Source organism: Streptomyces sp. JLBT605, assembly GCF_058215555.1.
Genome location: NZ_CM177087.1, coordinates 5,449,015 through 5,465,112, shown reverse-complemented (window position 1 = coordinate 5,465,112; position 16,098 = coordinate 5,449,015). Strand labels below are relative to the sequence as shown.

General features: G+C 66.6%; 13 protein-coding genes and 2 rRNA genes. 5 read left to right on the top strand and 10 right to left on the bottom strand.

Annotated features, from left to right (window positions below):
- Window positions 1-45: 45 nt before the first annotated feature.
- The 3 genes from AC4BDD_RS23840 to AC4BDD_RS23830 all read right to left on the bottom strand — a co-directional run bounded on the left by AC4BDD_RS23840 (window position 46) and on the right by AC4BDD_RS23830 (window position 6,207).
- Window positions 46-3,169: ribosomal RNA gene (locus tag AC4BDD_RS23840) — 23S ribosomal RNA — on the bottom strand.
- Between the two features lie 288 nt (window positions 3,170-3,457).
- Window positions 3,458-4,985, bottom strand: a 16S ribosomal RNA gene (locus AC4BDD_RS23835).
- The 16S and 23S rRNA genes sit together here, the layout of an rRNA operon.
- A gap of 583 nt (window positions 4,986-5,568) precedes the next feature.
- Window positions 5,569-6,207 (bottom strand): DNA-3-methyladenine glycosylase, encoded by a 639-nt coding sequence (locus tag AC4BDD_RS23830; RefSeq protein ID WP_490687506.1) that lies wholly within the window; start codon window positions 6,205-6,207, stop codon window positions 5,569-5,571.
- A gap of 200 nt (window positions 6,208-6,407) precedes the next feature.
- On the opposite strand from AC4BDD_RS23830, the gene AC4BDD_RS23825 reads away from it, so the two are divergent.
- Window positions 6,408-7,190 (top strand): sporulation protein, encoded by a 783-nt coding sequence (locus AC4BDD_RS23825; protein WP_490687505.1) that lies wholly within the window; start codon window positions 6,408-6,410, stop codon window positions 7,188-7,190.
- Between the two features lie 81 nt (window positions 7,191-7,271).
- On the opposite strand, the gene AC4BDD_RS23820 is transcribed toward AC4BDD_RS23825, so the two are convergent.
- Window positions 7,272-7,607 (bottom strand): barstar family protein, encoded by a 336-nt coding sequence (locus AC4BDD_RS23820; RefSeq protein ID WP_490687504.1) that lies wholly within the window; start codon window positions 7,605-7,607, stop codon window positions 7,272-7,274.
- 83 nt (window positions 7,608-7,690) lie between these two features.
- Between AC4BDD_RS23820 and AC4BDD_RS23815 the strand changes: the two genes are divergently transcribed.
- Both AC4BDD_RS23815 and AC4BDD_RS23810 read left to right on the top strand, forming a co-directional pair.
- The gene (locus AC4BDD_RS23815) at window positions 7,691-8,230 is read left to right on the top strand and encodes a YbhB/YbcL family Raf kinase inhibitor-like protein (protein WP_490687503.1); all 540 of its coding nucleotides are present in this window, start codon (window positions 7,691-7,693) and stop codon (window positions 8,228-8,230) included.
- Window positions 8,231-8,337: 107 nt separating this feature from the next.
- Window positions 8,338-8,841 carry an HNH endonuclease gene (locus tag AC4BDD_RS23810; protein ID WP_490687502.1) on the top strand — a complete coding sequence of 168 codons (504 nt, stop codon included), beginning with the start codon at window positions 8,338-8,340 and terminating at the stop codon, window positions 8,839-8,841.
- A gap of 116 nt (window positions 8,842-8,957) precedes the next feature.
- On the opposite strand, the gene AC4BDD_RS23805 is transcribed toward AC4BDD_RS23810, so the two are convergent.
- From AC4BDD_RS23805 to AC4BDD_RS23795, 3 genes are all read right to left on the bottom strand, one after another.
- Entirely contained in the window at window positions 8,958-9,899 is a 942-nt protein-coding gene (locus tag AC4BDD_RS23805; protein ID WP_490687501.1) for an SPFH domain-containing protein, read from the bottom strand.
- A gap of 111 nt (window positions 9,900-10,010) precedes the next feature.
- A complete protein-coding gene (locus tag AC4BDD_RS23800; RefSeq protein ID WP_490687500.1) occupies window positions 10,011-10,433 on the bottom strand; it encodes an NfeD family protein in 423 nt (140 codons plus the stop codon).
- 72 nt (window positions 10,434-10,505) lie between these two features.
- Window positions 10,506-11,300 carry an ABC transporter ATP-binding protein gene (locus tag AC4BDD_RS23795; RefSeq protein ID WP_490687499.1) on the bottom strand — a complete coding sequence of 265 codons (795 nt, stop codon included), beginning with the start codon at window positions 11,298-11,300 and terminating at the stop codon, window positions 10,506-10,508.
- Window positions 11,301-11,409: 109 nt separating this feature from the next.
- On the opposite strand from AC4BDD_RS23795, the gene AC4BDD_RS23790 reads away from it, so the two are divergent.
- Window positions 11,410-12,213: an Rv1486c family protein gene (locus tag AC4BDD_RS23790; RefSeq protein ID WP_490687498.1), complete on the top strand. Its 804-nt coding sequence runs from the start codon at window positions 11,410-11,412 to the stop codon at window positions 12,211-12,213.
- A gap of 255 nt (window positions 12,214-12,468) precedes the next feature.
- On the opposite strand, the gene AC4BDD_RS23785 is transcribed toward AC4BDD_RS23790, so the two are convergent.
- The 3 genes from AC4BDD_RS23785 to AC4BDD_RS23775 form a co-directional block, all read right to left on the bottom strand.
- Window positions 12,469-12,708 carry a chaplin gene (locus AC4BDD_RS23785; RefSeq protein ID WP_490691914.1) on the bottom strand — a complete coding sequence of 80 codons (240 nt, stop codon included), beginning with the start codon at window positions 12,706-12,708 and terminating at the stop codon, window positions 12,469-12,471.
- A 155-nt stretch (window positions 12,709-12,863) separates the two neighbouring features.
- The gene (locus AC4BDD_RS23780) at window positions 12,864-13,544 is read right to left on the bottom strand and encodes a response regulator (protein WP_490691913.1); all 681 of its coding nucleotides are present in this window, start codon (window positions 13,542-13,544) and stop codon (window positions 12,864-12,866) included.
- A 10-nt stretch (window positions 13,545-13,554) separates the two neighbouring features.
- Window positions 13,555-14,730, bottom strand: coding sequence for a GAF domain-containing sensor histidine kinase (locus tag AC4BDD_RS23775; RefSeq protein ID WP_490687497.1), 1,176 nt, complete (start codon window positions 14,728-14,730; stop codon window positions 13,555-13,557).
- Between the two features lie 485 nt (window positions 14,731-15,215).
- Between AC4BDD_RS23775 and AC4BDD_RS23770 the strand changes: the two genes are divergently transcribed.
- Window positions 15,216-16,001 carry a transglycosylase SLT domain-containing protein gene (locus AC4BDD_RS23770; protein ID WP_490687496.1) on the top strand — a complete coding sequence of 262 codons (786 nt, stop codon included), beginning with the start codon at window positions 15,216-15,218 and terminating at the stop codon, window positions 15,999-16,001.
- Window positions 16,002-16,098 lie beyond the last annotated feature (97 nt).

Below are 16,098 nucleotides of genomic sequence, written 5' to 3'. Positions count from 1 at the left end.
GCGACTGTTCGCAACCCGGGAACCACACAGTGGACGCGAGCAACTGAGGACAAGCCCTCGGCCTATTAGTACCAGTCAACTCCACCGGTTACCCGGCTTCCATATCTGGCCTATCAACCCAGTCGTCTACTGGGAGCCTTACCCTCTCTAGGAGGTGGGAGTCCTCATCTCGAAGCAGGCTTCCCGCTTAGATGCTTTCAGCGGTTATCCCTCCCGAACGTAGCCAACCAGCCATGCCCTTGGCAGAACAACTGGCACACCAGAGGTTCGTCCGTCCCGGTCCTCTCGTACTAGGGACAGCCCTTCTCAAGACTCCTACGCGCACAGCGGATAGGGACCGAACTGTCTCACGACGTTCTAAACCCAGCTCGCGTACCGCTTTAATGGGCGAACAGCCCAACCCTTGGGACCGACTCCAGCCCCAGGATGCGACGAGCCGACATCGAGGTGCCAAACCATCCCGTCGATATGGACTCTTGGGGAAGATCAGCCTGTTATCCCCGGGGTACCTTTTATCCGTTGAGCGACGGCGCTTCCACAAGCCACCGCCGGATCACTAGTCCCGACTTTCGTCCCTGCTCGACCCGTCGGTCTCACAGTCAAGCTCCCTTGTGCACTTACACTCAACACCTGATTGCCAACCAGGCTGAGGGAACCTTTGGGCGCCTCCGTTACCCTTTAGGAGGCAACCGCCCCAGTTAAACTACCCACCAGACACTGTCCCTGATCCGGATCACGGACCCAGGTTAGACATCCAGCACGACCAGAGTGGTATTTCAACGACGACTCCACACACACTGGCGTGCATGCTTCACAGTCTCCCACCTATCCTACACAAGCCGAACCGAACACCAATATCAAGCTATAGTAAAGGTCCCGGGGTCTTTCCGTCCTGCTGCGCGAAACGAGCATCTTTACTCGTAATGCAATTTCACCGGGCCTATGGTTGAGACAGTCGAGAAGTCGTTACGCCATTCGTGCAGGTCGGAACTTACCCGACAAGGAATTTCGCTACCTTAGGATGGTTATAGTTACCACCGCCGTTTACTGGCGCTTAAGTTCTCAGCTTCGCCCCGTCGAAACAGAGCTAACCGGTCCCCTTAACGTTCCAGCACCGGGCAGGCGTCAGTCCGTATACATCGCCTTACGGCTTCGCACGGACCTGTGTTTTTAGTAAACAGTCGCTTCTCGCTGGTCTCTGCGGCCACCCCCAGCTCAGGAAGTAAATTCCATCACCGGAAATGGCCCCCCTTCTCCCGAAGTTACGGGGGCATTTTGCCGAGTTCCTTAACCATAGTTCACCCGAACGCCTCGGTATTCTCTACCTGACCACCTGAGTCGGTTTAGGGTACGGGCCGCCATGAAACTCGCTAGAGGCTTTTCTCGACAGCATAGGATCATCCACTTCACCACAATCGGCTCGGCATCAGGTCTCAGCCTTAACGTGTGACGGATTTGCCTACCACACGGCCTACACCCTTACCCCGGGACAACCACCGCCCGGGCTGGACTACCTTCCTGCGTCACCCCATCGCTTACCTACTACCACCTTGGGTCAGCGGCTCCACCACTCCCCCTCACTCCGAAGAGATCAGAGGCGGCTTCACGGCCTTAGCATTAATGGGCTCGATATTGGGCGTTTCAAAGCGGGTACCGGAATATCAACCGGTTGTCCATCGACTACGCCTGTCGGCCTCGCCTTAGGTCCCGACTTACCCTGGGCAGATCAGCTTGACCCAGGAACCCTTAGTCAATCGGCGCACACGTTTCTCACGTGTGAATCGCTACTCATGCCTGCATTCTCACTCGTGAACCGTCCACAACTACCTTCCGGCGCTGCTTCACCCGGCACACGACGCTCCCCTACCCATCACAGTCCCCGTTGGGGGTATGTACTGCAATGACACGACTTCGGCGGTACGCTTGAGCCCCGCTACATTGTCGGCGCGGAATCACTTGACCAGTGAGCTATTACGCACTCTTTCAAGGGTGGCTGCTTCTAAGCCAACCTCCTGGTTGTCTCTGCGACTCCACATCCTTTCCCACTTAGCGTACGCTTAGGGGCCTTAGTCGATGCTCTGGGCTGTTTCCCTCTCGACCATGGAGCTTATCCCCCACAGTCTCACTGCCGCGCTCTCACTTACCGGCATTCGGAGTTTGGCTAAGGTCAGTAACCCGGTAGGGCCCATCGCCTATCCAGTGCTCTACCTCCGGCAAGAAACACACGACGCTGCACCTAAATGCATTTCGGGGAGAACCAGCTATCACGGAGTTTGATTGGCCTTTCACCCCTAACCACAGGTCATCCCCCAGGTTTTCAACCCTGGTGGGTTCGGTCCTCCACGAAGTCTTACCTCCGCTTCAACCTGCCCATGGCTAGATCACTCCGCTTCGGGTCTTGAGCGCGCTACTACATCGCCCTATTCGGACTCGCTTTCGCTACGGCTTCCCCACACGGGTTAACCTCGCAACACACCGCAAACTCGCAGGCTCATTCTTCAAAAGGCACGCAGTCACGACATACAAGCAAGCTTGCATGCGACGCTCCCACGGCTTGTAGGCACACGGTTTCAGGTACTATTTCACTCCGCTCCCGCGGTACTTTTCACCATTCCCTCACGGTACTATCCGCTATCGGTCACCAGGGAATATTTAGGCTTAGCGGGTGGTCCCGCCAGATTCACACGGGATTTCTCGGGCCCCGTGCTACTTGGGAAATAAGCAAGCAAGCCGTACAGATTTCAGCTACGGGGGTCTTACCCTCTACGCCGGACCTTTCGCATGTCCTTCGCCTATCCATACGGTTTCTGACTCGCCCAGCCGCCGGCAGACGACTGAAGCTCACTCCCACAACCCCGCATGCGCAACCCCTGCCGGGTATCACACACATACGGTTTAGCCTCATCCAGTTTCGCTCGCCACTACTCCCGGAATCACGGTTGTTTTCTCTTCCTGCGGGTACTGAGATGTTTCACTTCCCCGCGTTCCCTCCACATACCCTATGTGTTCAGGTATGGGTGACAGCCCATGACGACTGCCGGGTTTCCCCATTCGGACACCCCCGGATCAAAGCTCGGTTGACAGCTCCCCGGGGCCTATCGCGGCCTCCCACGTCCTTCATCGGTTCCTGGTGCCAAGGCATCCACCGTGCGCCCTTAAAAACTTGGCCACAGATGCTCGCGTCCACTGTGCAGTTCTCAAGCAACGACCAGCCACCCGTCACACACCACAAAACTTGCGATGCTTTACCGGGGCCGGCGTTTGAAGGGCAAGCAAACGCTCGCACCCTCAGACACCCAACAGCGTGCCCGACACAATCCCCATCCCCGCGTCCCGTTCCACGCCCCGAAGAGCAGTACTAGGAAGACGGATCAGACGATCCTGCCGAGTAGTCAACGTTCCACCCATGAGCTGACCGTGCGAGACATTCGCTCGCAGACGGTGCTGTGCTCCTTAGAAAGGAGGTGATCCAGCCGCACCTTCCGGTACGGCTACCTTGTTACGACTTCGTCCCAATCGCCAGTCCCACCTTCGACGACTCCCTCCCACAAGGGGTTGGGCCACCGGCTTCGGGTGTTACCGACTTTCGTGACGTGACGGGCGGTGTGTACAAGGCCCGGGAACGTATTCACCGCAGCAATGCTGATCTGCGATTACTAGCGACTCCGACTTCATGGGGTCGAGTTGCAGACCCCAATCCGAACTGAGACCGGCTTTTTGAGATTCGCTCCACCTCGCGGTATCGCAGCTCATTGTACCGGCCATTGTAGCACGTGTGCAGCCCAAGACATAAGGGGCATGATGACTTGACGTCGTCCCCACCTTCCTCCGAGTTGACCCCGGCAGTCTCCTGTGAGTCCCCATCACCCCGAAGGGCATGCTGGCAACACAGAACAAGGGTTGCGCTCGTTGCGGGACTTAACCCAACATCTCACGACACGAGCTGACGACAGCCATGCACCACCTGTACACCGACCACAAGGGGGCACCCATCTCTGGATGTTTCCGGTGTATGTCAAGCCTTGGTAAGGTTCTTCGCGTTGCGTCGAATTAAGCCACATGCTCCGCCGCTTGTGCGGGCCCCCGTCAATTCCTTTGAGTTTTAGCCTTGCGGCCGTACTCCCCAGGCGGGGAACTTAATGCGTTAGCTGCGGCACGGACAACGTGGAATGTCGCCCACACCTAGTTCCCAACGTTTACGGCGTGGACTACCAGGGTATCTAATCCTGTTCGCTCCCCACGCTTTCGCTCCTCAGCGTCAGTATCGGCCCAGAGATCCGCCTTCGCCACCGGTGTTCCTCCTGATATCTGCGCATTTCACCGCTACACCAGGAATTCCGATCTCCCCTACCGAACTCTAGCCTGCCCGTATCGAATGCAGACCCGGGGTTAAGCCCCGGGCTTTCACATCCGACGCGACAAGCCGCCTACGAGCTCTTTACGCCCAATAATTCCGGACAACGCTCGCGCCCTACGTATTACCGCGGCTGCTGGCACGTAGTTAGCCGGCGCTTCTTCTGCAGGTACCGTCACTTTCGCTTCTTCCCTGCTGAAAGAGGTTTACAACCCGAAGGCCGTCATCCCTCACGCGGCGTCGCTGCATCAGGCTTTCGCCCATTGTGCAATATTCCCCACTGCTGCCTCCCGTAGGAGTCTGGGCCGTGTCTCAGTCCCAGTGTGGCCGGTCGCCCTCTCAGGCCGGCTACCCGTCGTCGCCTTGGTAGGCCATCACCCCACCAACAAGCTGATAGGCCGCGGGCTCATCCTGCACCGCCGGAGCTTTCCACCACCAACCATGCGGTCAGTGGTCATATCCGGTATTAGACCCCGTTTCCAGGGCTTGTCCCAGAGTGCAGGGCAGATTGCCCACGTGTTACTCACCCGTTCGCCACTAATCCCCCACCGAAGCGGGTTCATCGTTCGACTTGCATGTGTTAAGCACGCCGCCAGCGTTCGTCCTGAGCCAGGATCAAACTCTCCGTGAATGTTTACCGGTAATCCGGTTGCACACTCGCGTTGAGCGGAACCAAGGAGAGGAATAGTCCCCTCGGTTCACAGCGTCCTCGCTGTGTTTTTTCTTCAAAGGAACCTCGTCCCAGACCATCAGGCCCGGAGACGGGGTATCAACATATCTGGCGTTGACTTTTGGCACGCTGTTGAGTTCTCAAGGAACGGACGCTTCCTTCGTACTCACCCTCTCGGGCTTTCCTCCGGGCGCTTCCCTTCGGTGTTTCCAACCTTACCAGATCCGTTTTCCGTTCCCCTGCTTCTCGAAAGTTGCAGTCGGTCGGAATTCATTTCCGGTCCCCGTTGGAGGGGGTTTGTTTCGCGCCTTCCGGCGTGTTCACTACTTTAGCGGATTTCCCTGGCAGCTCATAATCGAGCTATTCGGACCGGAATTCGGCATGCCGAATTTTCCCGATCCCGGGAGTCGCAGGTAGTGGTGTGCCGCCCGGAGCTGTGGTGGAGCAGACCCAGGGGTCGCTCCAGCCATACGGCCCGTCTCAAGCGGCTCGGGCTACGTTAGGCGTCCGTCCGGTCCGAGTCAAGTTCCACCTGACGGGTCGTCTACCGACGGCGGCGCGGGACGTGTGCCCGGTACGGGCTGACCGTGCGATCGTCCGCGATCCAGAAGCGCCATGGGTGGGTCGCGCCGTCTCCGCCCACTCCGGTCCGCGGTCCCCGGCGGACCCGAGCGGCCGCGACCGGCTCACCGGTGAGGACTCCCAGCGGCGCTCCCGGTCCATCGCAGACATCGGCGCCGTTCAGGCGGCGGTCGACGTCGAGCGCGGTGGCCAGGCGGGCCGGCCCCTTGGCCAGCTCGTGGTCGTTGCGGGCGGTGGGGCGGTAGGTGCGAGCCAGCTCCGCGCCGTGGACGATCTCGCCCGCGCGGAGCAGCACGCCGCTGGCGGAGTCCTCCGGACCACAGACCAGGTTCAGGCAGTGCCACATGCCGTAGGTGAAGTAGACGTAGGCATGGCCGGGCGGGCCGAACATCACGGCATTGCGCTGGGTGCGGCCGCGGTAGGCGTGCGAGCCCGGGTCGGCCGGGCCGGCGTACGCCTCCACCTCGGTCAGTCGCACTTCGATCGGGCCCTGCGGAGTACGGCGCACCAGGGTGCGGCCGAGGAGGTCCGGTGCGACCTCCAGTACCGGACGGTCGAAGAAGTCTCGGTCGAGCGGCGTACGGGTGGGTGGCACGGTCACGGGATTCGAGCGTAGTGCAACGGATCCTGCAACAGTTCGCCCTCGCTGTTGGTGACGAGCCCGGGCGGCTGGGAGGGTAGGCACGGAACCGCGCGACGCTGTTCCGCGTTCGTACGGTGCACAGTGCGGTCGCGCACGGATCTGCCCGGATCCGTGGGACCGGCGGATCAATCAGTGATCACGTCCTGGAGAGGAAGAACATGGGCTTCAAGAAGCTGCTCGCGAGTCTGGGTGCCGGTGGCGCGTCCGTGGAGACGGTGCTGACCGAGGAGAACGTCGTCCCGGGCGGCGTCGTGCAGGGTGAGGTCCGCATCCAGGGCGGCTCCGTGCCGCAGCAGATCGAGGGGGTGTCGGTCGGTCTGCAGGCCCGGGTGGAGGTCGAGGGCCACGACCAGGAGACCAAGCAGGACATCGAGTTCACCCGGCTGCAGCTGGGCGGCGCCTTCGAGGTGCAGGCGGGTGCCGTGCACACGGTGCCGTTCGGGCTGGAGATCCCGTGGGAGACGCCGATCACGACATTCCTGGGCCGGCACCTGACCGGGATGAACGTCGGGGTGACCACGCACCTCCAGATCGCGCGAGCCGTGGACTCCGGTGACCTGGACCCGATCAATGTGCACCCGATCCCGGCGCAGCAGGCGATCCTGGACGCGTTCGGCAACCTCGGCTTCCGCTTCAAGAGCGCGGACCTGGAGCGGGGGCACATCCGGGGTACCCGGCAGCGGCTGCCGTTCTACCAGGAGATCGAGTTCTCCGCGCCGCAGCAGTACCGCGGGCTGAACGAGGTCGAGTTGACGTTCATCGCGGACAACAACGAGATGGACGTGGTGCTGGAGATGGACAAGAAGCCGGGGCTGTTCACCGAGGGCAGCGACTCGTACCGCTCGTTCACGGTGGGTCTGGCGTCGTACCAGGGCACCGACTGGACGGCTTACCTCAACCAGTGGCTCGCCGAGGTCGGTGGCCGCCGCAACTGGTTCTGAGGCACCAGCTGTTCCTGCGGGGGTGTGCGCGGACGTCGTCCGGGTGCACCCCCGCGTCGTGTGTGCGCGGGGGCGCGCGGGTCAGTCGTTCCTGGGGTCGTAGACGACGGTGAGGGGTGTGCCGCGGGCGGCCCAGTAGGACTCGGCGTCCGCGAGGATGCCGGCGGCCGTGGCGGCGTCCTCGGGGTCGGCGCGGCGGAAGTCCGACCAGCCGTGTACGCGCAGCACGTATTCGATCGGCTCCCCCCACCAGGACAGGTCGGTCAGCACGTCGGCGAGCGCGTCCCAGTTGCGGCCGAACCAGGTGGGCAGCCGCAGATCACGCGCGCAAGCGTCGAGGAAGGCCGCCTTGTCGGTCACGCCGTCCAGATGGAGTTCGGCGGTGTGCCGGGCGGGCTGGGGCGCCGGTGTGGTCATGTCGGCATCGTCCCAGAAGGGGTGGTGGCTGATCGTTAGGCTGGCCGCGCATGCGACTCGCACGAGCAGCAGGAGGTTTCGACGTGTCCGAGCAGAAGCGGCGTCCGCTCCCCCATGACTTCCATCCCCCGGTGCCGTCGTTCACGGTGGTGAGTGACGATGTGGAGCCGGGCGGGACGCTGGGGCCCGACCAGGTGCACGCGCGGGGCAACCGCTCGCCGCACCTGCGGTGGGAGGGTTTCCCGGCGGAGACGAAGAGTTTCGCCGTCACGTGCTTCGATCCGGACGCACCGACCGGCAGCGGTTTCTGGCACTGGGTGCTCTTCGACATCCCGGCGTCGGTGACCGAGCTGCCGGCCGGTGCGGGCAGCGGTGACTTCGAGGGGCTGCCGCAGGGCGCGGTGCACGCGCGGAGCGACTACGGCTCGCGGGACTTCGGGGGTGCCGCGCCGCCGCCCGGGGACGGGCCGCACCGCTATGTGTTCACCGTGTACGCCGTGGACAGCGAGAGGCTGGGGCCGGATGCCGACGCCTCGCCGGCGGTCGTCGGCTTCCATCTGCGGTTCCACGCGCTGGCTCGTGCCCAGCTGATCGGTGAGTACGAGACGCCTGCCCAGGGCTGACGCCACCGCGAAATTGCGTTGTCGTCATCCGGCCGCCGCGCCAGAGTTGATCCCGGCCCGCCCATGGTGGTGCGGGCCGGGAATGCCGGGCGTGGGAGGTGGTCTGGGTGCGCGAGACGCTGGTTCTGAACGCGAGCTTCGAGCCGTTGGCGACGGTCACGCTGCGACGTGCTGTGGTGCTGGTTCTGCAGGACAAGGCCGTTGTCGAACAGGCCCATCCCCGGCTGCGGGTGCGGGCGTCGGCGGTCGAACTGCCCGTCCCGCGGGTGATCCGGCTCTCCCGGTATGTGCGGGTGCCGTTCCGAAGACAGGCGCCGTGGTCGCGGCGTGGTGTCCTGGTACGTGATCGGCACCGGTGTGCGTACTGCGGCCGCCGGGCGACGACCGTGGATCACGTGGTGCCCCGATCGCACGGGGGTGGGGACACCTGGCTGAACACGGTCGCGTCCTGCGCGGAGGACAACAACCGCAAGGCGGATCGGACTCCGGAGCAGGCGGGCATGCGGTTGCTCCGTGCGCCGTTCGCGCCGACGCCTTCGGACGCGTTGCTGATGAAGCTTGAGGAGTCGGGGGGCGCCGGGCTGACGACGGGGGAGGCCGCGTGCGCCTGATGCTACGCGGAGGCTGACGCTGTGGGCCGCCTGATGTGCGATGAGCTGCCGCCCGGTGCGCGGGACGCGCCGGGCGGCAGCTCATGGTTTGGTGCGGAAAGGGTGCGGCGGTGGGGTCAGTCGATCCGGGGCTGCTCGCGGCGCGGGGCCGGCGGGGCTTCCTTGGGGGAGCCGCCGCCGGAGAGCGGGCCGAAGTTGCCGATGGCTCCGCCGAGTCCCTTGAGGGCGTCGCCGATCTCGCTGGGCACGATCCAGAGCTTGTTGGCGTCGCCCTCGGCGATCTTCGGGAGCATCTGGAGGTACTGGTAGGACAGCAGCTTCTGGTCCGGGTCGCCGGCGTGGATCGATTCGAAGACCGTACGGATGGCCTGGGCCTCACCTTCGGCGCGCAGCGCGGCCGCCTTGGCCTCACCCTCGGCGCGCAGGATGGCGGACTGCTTCTCGCCCTCGGCGCGGAGGATCTCGGACTGCCGGACACCCTCGGCCTGGAGGATCGCGGCGCGCTTGTCACGGTCGGCGCGCATCTGCTTCTCCATCGAGTCCTGGATGGAGGTGGGCGGCTCGATGGCCTTGAGCTCGACGCGGTTGACGCGGATGCCCCACTTGCCGGTGGCCTCGTCGAGCACTCCGCGGAGCGCGGCGTTGATCTCCTCGCGGGAGGTCAGGGTGCGCTCCAGGTCCATGCCGCCGATGATGTTCCGCAGGGTGGTGACGGTGAGCTGCTCGATCGCCTGGATGAAGCTGGCGACTTCGTAGGTCGCGGCGCGCGCGTCGGTCACCTGGTAGTAGATGACGGTGTCGATGTTGACGACGAGGTTGTCCTGGGTGATCACCGGCTGCGGCGGGAAGGGCACGACCTGCTCGCGCAGGTCGACCCGGTTCCGGATCGAGTCGATGAACGGCACGACGATGTTGAGGCCCGCGTTGAGGGTGCGGGTGTAGCGCCCGAAGCGCTCGACGATGGCCGCGCTGGCCTGCGGGATGACCTGGATCGTCTTGATGAGTGCGATGAAGACGAGCACCACCAGGATGATCAGGACGATGATGATCGGTTCCACAGCGCTCCCCGTGCCTTCCATGGGTCCGGATGATCAAGGCTGGTCGGTCTCATCGGACGATGATGTTGAAGTCTTTCAGATAACCGGCGTGCGGCGCAGCTTGACGGAGGATCAGATCACGACGGCGGTGGCTCCGTCGATCTCGATGACGTCGACCTGCCGACCCGGCTCGTACACCTGGTCGGTGTCGAGGGCGCGCGCGGACCACACCTCACCGGCGAGCTTGATCCGGCCGCCGCTGGCGTCGACCCGTTCCAGGACGACGGCCTGGCGGCCTTTCAGGGCTTCGATACCGGTGGCGAGTTCGGGGCGGCCGCGGCGCGCGCGGTTCGCCATCGGCCGCACGACGGCGATCAGGGCGACCGAGACGACGGCGAAGACCACGACTTGGAGTACCGGCCCGGCGCCGAGCGCATCGGTGATCGCACCGGCGACGGCGCCGACCGCGACCATGCCGAACTCGGGCATCGCGGTCAGTACGAGCGGAATGCCCAGCCCTACGGCGGCTATCAGCCACCACACCCATCCGTCCACATCATCATGGTAGTTCTCGGGGGCGGACGACGGACAGGGTGCCGTGCGGCGAGGGCTGGGCGTCGGACCGTCCTATCGGTTGAGCGGCAGGCCCCGCGCGGTCCAGCGGTCGCCGTTGCGCTCCAGGACCAGCGGCAGGCCGAAGCAGCGGGAGAGGTTGCGGGAGGTGAGCTCGGTCTCCATGGGGCCGGCGGCGAGCACCTTGCCCTGACGGATCATGAGGACGTGGGTGAAGCCCGGGGCGATCTCCTCGACGTGGTGGGTCACCATGATCATCGAGGGGGCGTACGGGTCGCGGGCGAGCCGGCCCAGGCGCCGCACCAGGTCCTCGCGGCCGCCGAGGTCGAGGCCGGCCGCGGGCTCGTCGAGGAGGAGCAGCTCGGGGTCGGTCATCATCGCGCGGGCGATCAGGGTGCGCTTGCGCTCGCCCTCGGAGAGGGTGCCGAAGGTGCGGTCCAGGTAGTCGTTCATGCCGAGGCGGTCGAGGAAGGCGCGGGCGCGCTCCTCGTCGACGGCGTCGTAGTCCTCGTGCCAGTGCGCGGTCATGCCGTAGGCGGCGGTCAGCACGGTCTGCAGGACGGTCTGGTTGCGCGGGAGCTTGTCGGCCATGGCGATACCGGCCATGCCGATGCGGGGGCGCAGTTCGAAGACGTCGACGCCGCCGAGCTTCTCGCCGAGGATCTGGGCGGTGCCGGTGGTCGGGAAGAGATAGCTGGAGGCCACGTTGAGCAGGGTGGTCTTGCCGGCGCCGTTGGGGCCGAGGATCACCCAGCGCTCCCCCTCTGCGACCGACCAGGAGACCTGGTCCACCAGAGCCCGGCCTTCGCGGACCACGGATACGTCCACCAGCTCCAGAACATCGCTCATGAGCGCGTTGTCTCCCATTGCAGTCTCGTATGTCGCTTGCGCCGGCAGGCGCAGCCCCCAGGGAAAACCTACGCCACGCGTTGTCAGTGCCTGTCCTTAGGCTGGTGCCATGCTCGATGAACCGCGTTCAGGACGTCTCGCCGCATGGGGAAATGCCCTTCTTGCCGGACTTGTCTCGCCTGATGAGGCCGCGCACCAGATAGTGGGCGAGGATGCGACGCACCGCGTCGCCGATCTGCCCGGGGAGTCCGCCCCGGTGGGCCTCACGCTGGCGCTCGGCCGGCTGCGCGCGCTGGGGGCCACCGGGCTGGGCGTGGCGCTGCCGGTGCCGGGGCATCCGCTGGGGCTGAGCGGCCCCGCGGAGTTCAACGCGCGGGCTCTGGAGGCGGGCGAGGCCGTGCTCGCGCCGGGCGTGTCGCTGGGCCTGGTGCCGGAAGTCTTCACCGCCGGCCCGCGGGGAGACGCGCATGTGGAGGTGGTGTGGCGCTGCCTGCCGGTGCGGGAGGCGCCGCCCGCGGACGTGCCCTCGCTGGGCGAGGCCGAGCGGGAGCTGGCGGAGGCGCTGCGGGAGGCCACGGAGCTGCTCTCCCGGCTGAACGTCGCCGGCTCCGGCCCGGTCGCGCAGGCGGCTCTCGATGCCTACCGGGCGCGCGCCGAGCGGGGCCGGGAGGTGCTGGCGCCGGGATATCCGCCTCGCGCGGCCCGGGTGCTGGAGCTGGCCCAGCGGGTCGGTGGGCTGATCTCCATCGCCTACGGGGCCGGAGGCGACGGCCGGGAGCACGGCGGGGCGGTGAGTGCCTCGGAGATCGCGGCGCGGTCTGAGGCGCTGCGGCCGGTGGAGCGCACCGCGCGGCGGGCGCAGGTGGCCGCGTACAACGCGTATCTGGAGGAGCGGGAGCGCCACCGGCCGTGAGTGGGCCCGCCTCCGAGCTCTCCGTGAGCAGGGGCCTCTGAGCCGGCCGGGGCGTGAGCCGGTCCGGCGCTGAGGCAGGTGTCGCGGGCTCGGCCCGCCGGGCCGGTTCGGTCGTGAGCGGGACCGGTCGTGGGCCGGTGGGCCGCCGGGAGCCGGGCCGCCCCGGGAGCCGGCCCGGGCCCGGACGTGACGGTGCCCCGCGGTCGGTGTGACAGCGGGGCCCGCCGGACGGTCAGCGCTGAGCCGGCCGGGAGATCAGTTCCCGTGGCACGGGGTGGCCAGGGCCGGGTTCAGCACGCCGACCACGGAGATGGTGTTGCCGCAGCCGTTCACCGGGACGTGGGCCGGGACCTGGACGGTGTTGCCCGCGACGACGCCCGGCGAGCCCGCGGCCGCACCGACCGCGCCGCTCTCCGCGGAGGCCACACCGGCACCGGCGAAGGTGAGGCCGGCGGCCGCGATCGAGATGGCCGCGAACTTCTTGATGTTCTTCACTTTGGTCAAACCCTCCTAGCGTGCGGCCACGGCATCTGCCGTAGCCGCACTGGAGAACGGGCGACCACCGCCGGGGTTGCGCTGAACGGGTGACATACACCCGACGGTATGAATCTCTGTTCTCCGGATGACTTCTCCGGCGCCGCGGGGCCGGGTCACGCCCCGATGCCGTGCCGGACCGCCCACAGCGCCGCCTGGGTGCGGTCCGCGAGGTCGAGCTTCATCAGGATGTTGGAGACGTGGGTCTTCACGGTCTTCTCGGAGAGGACCAGCGCCCGGGCGATCTCCCGGTTCGAGCGGCCGTCCGCGATCAGTGCCAGCACCTCGCGCTCCCGCTCGGTCAGCGAGCCCTGGCGGCCCTGCGTGCCGTTCGCCTCGTCCTGGGAGAGCAGGGCGCCCGCCACCTCGGGCTGGAGCAGCACATGCCCGGCGTGTACGGACCGGATGGCGCCGGCCAGGGCGTCGGGGTCCACATCCTTGTAGACGTAGCCGGCGGCGCCGGCGCGCAGGGCGGGGACCACGGTGCGCTGCTCGGTGAAGCTGGTGACGATCAGCACCCGGGCGGGGTTCCCCGCCTCGCGGAGTCTGCGCAGCGCGCCGATGCCGTCCAGGCCGGGCATCTTCACGTCCATGAGGATCACGTCGGGGCGCAGCTCCTCGGCGCGGACCACGCCCTCCTCGCCGTCCGACGCCTCGCCGACGACCTCGATGTCGTCCTGTACTTCAAGGAAGGTACGCAGGCCCCGCCGGACCACCTGGTGGTCGTCGACGAGCAGTACCCGAATCCGCCCGCCCGTCTCCCGCCACCGCCCTTCAGACGAGGCCCTCCGGGCCACCTCCTCCGATTCAGCCACCGGGCACCTCCATCTCGATCACGGTGCCCCGTCCGGGCGCCGAGTCCACCGTCAGCTTGCCGCCCACGCCGCCGGCGCGGTCGCGCATCGACACCAGGCCCAGGTGCCGCCCGGCGCGGCGTACGGCCTTCGGGTCGAATCCCGCACCGTCGTCCGCCACCCGCAGCAGTGCGCCGCTCCGGCCCTGGCGGGTGAGGGAGACCTCGACGTGCTCGGCACCGGAGTGCCGCAGTGCGTTGTGCAGCGCCTCCTGGGCCACCCGCAGCAGGGCCTCCTCCTGGGAAGCAGGCAGTGCGCGCATGCCCCGGGTGGCGAAGGTGACGTGTGCGGTGTGCGCCCGGTCCAGCACCTCGGCCTGGGTGCGCAGGGTGGCGACCAGGCCGTCCTCGTCGAGGGCCGCGGGCCGCAGCTCGATGACGGCGGCGCGCAGCTCGTCTGCGGCCTCCGCGGCGAGCGCCATGACCTGCTGGAGTTCGGTCTTGGCGCGGGCCGGGTCGCGGTCGACCAGGGCGGCCGCCGCCTGGGCGGTCAGGCGCAGTGAGAAGAGTTTCTGGGCGACGGCGTCGTGCAGCTCGTGGGCGATGCGGGCGCGCTCGCCGGCGATGGTCAGCTCGCGGCCGCGCTCGTAGAGCCGGGCGTTGGTGAGGGCGATCGCGGCGTGCTGGGCGAGGATGCGGAGCAGTTCCTCGTCGTGCGCGGTGAAGCCGCAGCCCCCGTGGGGCTTGGGGCACCTCTTGTTGGCGAGGAAGAGGGCGCCCAGGACCTCGTCGCCGTCGGCGATCGGCAGCCCGATGAAGTCGGACAGCTCGGGGTGGGCGGAGGGCCAGCCCTCGAAGCGCGGGTCCTTGCGCACGTCGGCCAGCCGCTGCGGGGTCGCGTCCTGGACCATCGCGGCGAGGATGCCGTGCTGGCGGGGCAGCGGGCCGATGGCCTTCCACTCCTCGTCGCTGACTCCGTCGACGACGAACTGGGCGAAGCCGCCGTGATCGTCGGGGACGCCGAGGGCCGCGTACTCGGCGTCCAGCAGCTGCCGGGCCGAGGCCACGATCGTCTGCAGGACATCGCGGACGTCCAGATGCCGGTTCATGGCCAGCAGCGCGCCGCTGACGCTCGCCAGGCCGGCACCGGGAGCACCGGCTACGGGAGCACTGCCCCTTCCTGTGTTCATGGGATCACCGTATCGACGGGCCGGGTGGCCCTGTATCGGACCGGCGGTGGCCCGCGCCTAGGCCCTGGGGACTAGGACCGGGGACGGTGGCCGGGTGGCCGCGGTGGCCGACGGGCCGCCGGCCGGGACGCACCCGCCGGGACGGGCCGGCCGCGGAGTCCGAAACGTCAGACTTTCTGTATTCGCTTGAGCACAGTGAGCGAGGGAGAAGGCCCCTCGGTGTGAGCCTGTGCATAGGACGCAGATCACCTACGACCTGGATTAGTGGAGCCTTAAGGCCCCGATAAGCGGGGCGGTGGGGGGCTCGGACGCGGATCGGCGGGCCCGGGTTCCACTATCGCGGATCGTAGGTCACACCTTTGCCAGGCATTTTTGCGGCCGCTAACAATTACCGGGTCGCACGGCGCCGTCATCGAGACGCGGCGCTTTTTTCGCGCCGATCGGTGCCCTTGCGACTCGAGCGATTGGAAGAGGACTACACCCGCATGCGCGTCCCCAGCATCTCCGGTTATAGCCGTCTGACCAAGACCCACAAGCTTTCCGCCGCCGGCATCGCCGCGGCCGGCGCCGCCGCCCTGGCCTTCACCGTCGTGCCGGGTGGCAGCTCGGACACCGAAGCGCACGCCGAGGCGCTCTCCGCCAAGCCCGTCGCCGTGCTGAGCGACGCCTCCTTCGGCGGCAAGATCCAGCACGACAGTCTCACCCAGCAGTCCGCGATGGCCGCCAAGCAGGCCGAGGCCGAGGCGAAGAAGCAGGCCGCTGAGGCCGCCGCGAAGAAGAAGGCCGACGAGGCCGCCAAGAAGAAGGCCGCGGAGATCGCCGCCAAGGCCAAGGCCGAGCGGGAGCGCGCGGTCAAGGAGCAGGTCGCCAAGAAGCGTGCCGCCGAGGCCGCCAGCCGTGCCGCCGCGCGCAAGCCGCTCGTCAAGGCCGCCCCGGCTCCCAAGACCTACGCCAACAACCTGGACGGCTGGATCCGGGAGTCCCTGGACATCATGAAGCGCGAGGGCATCCCCGGCACCTACCAGGGCATCTACCGCAACGTGATGCGTGAGTCCACCGGCAACCCGCGTGCCATCAACAACTGGGACGTCAACGCGGCCAACGGCATCCCGTCCAAGGGCCTGCTCCAGGTGATCGACCCGACCTTCCGGGCGTACCACGTCAACGGCACCTCCTGGGACATCTACGACCCGGTCGCCAACATCACCGCGGCCTGCAACTACGCCGCGGACCGGTACGGCTCGATGGACAACGTCAACTCGGCCTACTGATCCGGATCGGCCCGGCCCCGTCCGGCCACCGCGACGCCATGACGAAGGGCGGCACCCCTGTGGGGTGCCGCCCTTTCGCGCGCGCCGCGTCATGCCC

Excerpts from the sequence above, each read along its gene's own strand:
- AC4BDD_RS23825 (WP_490687505.1), top strand. The coding sequence starts at position 6,408 with ATGGGCTTCAAGAAGCTGCTCGCGAGTCTGGGTGCCGGTGGCGCGTCC.
- AC4BDD_RS23820 (WP_490687504.1), bottom strand. The coding sequence starts at position 7,607 with ATGACCACACCGGCGCCCCAGCCCGCCCGGCACACCGCCGAACTCCAT.
- AC4BDD_RS23795 (WP_490687499.1), bottom strand. The coding sequence starts at position 11,300 with ATGAGCGATGTTCTGGAGCTGGTGGACGTATCCGTGGTCCGCGAAGGC.
- AC4BDD_RS23790 (WP_490687498.1), top strand. The coding sequence starts at position 11,410 with ATGCTCGATGAACCGCGTTCAGGACGTCTCGCCGCATGGGGAAATGCC.
- AC4BDD_RS23775 (WP_490687497.1), bottom strand. The coding sequence starts at position 14,730 with ATGAACACAGGAAGGGGCAGTGCTCCCGTAGCCGGTGCTCCCGGTGCC.
- AC4BDD_RS23770 (WP_490687496.1), top strand. The coding sequence starts at position 15,216 with ATGCGCGTCCCCAGCATCTCCGGTTATAGCCGTCTGACCAAGACCCAC.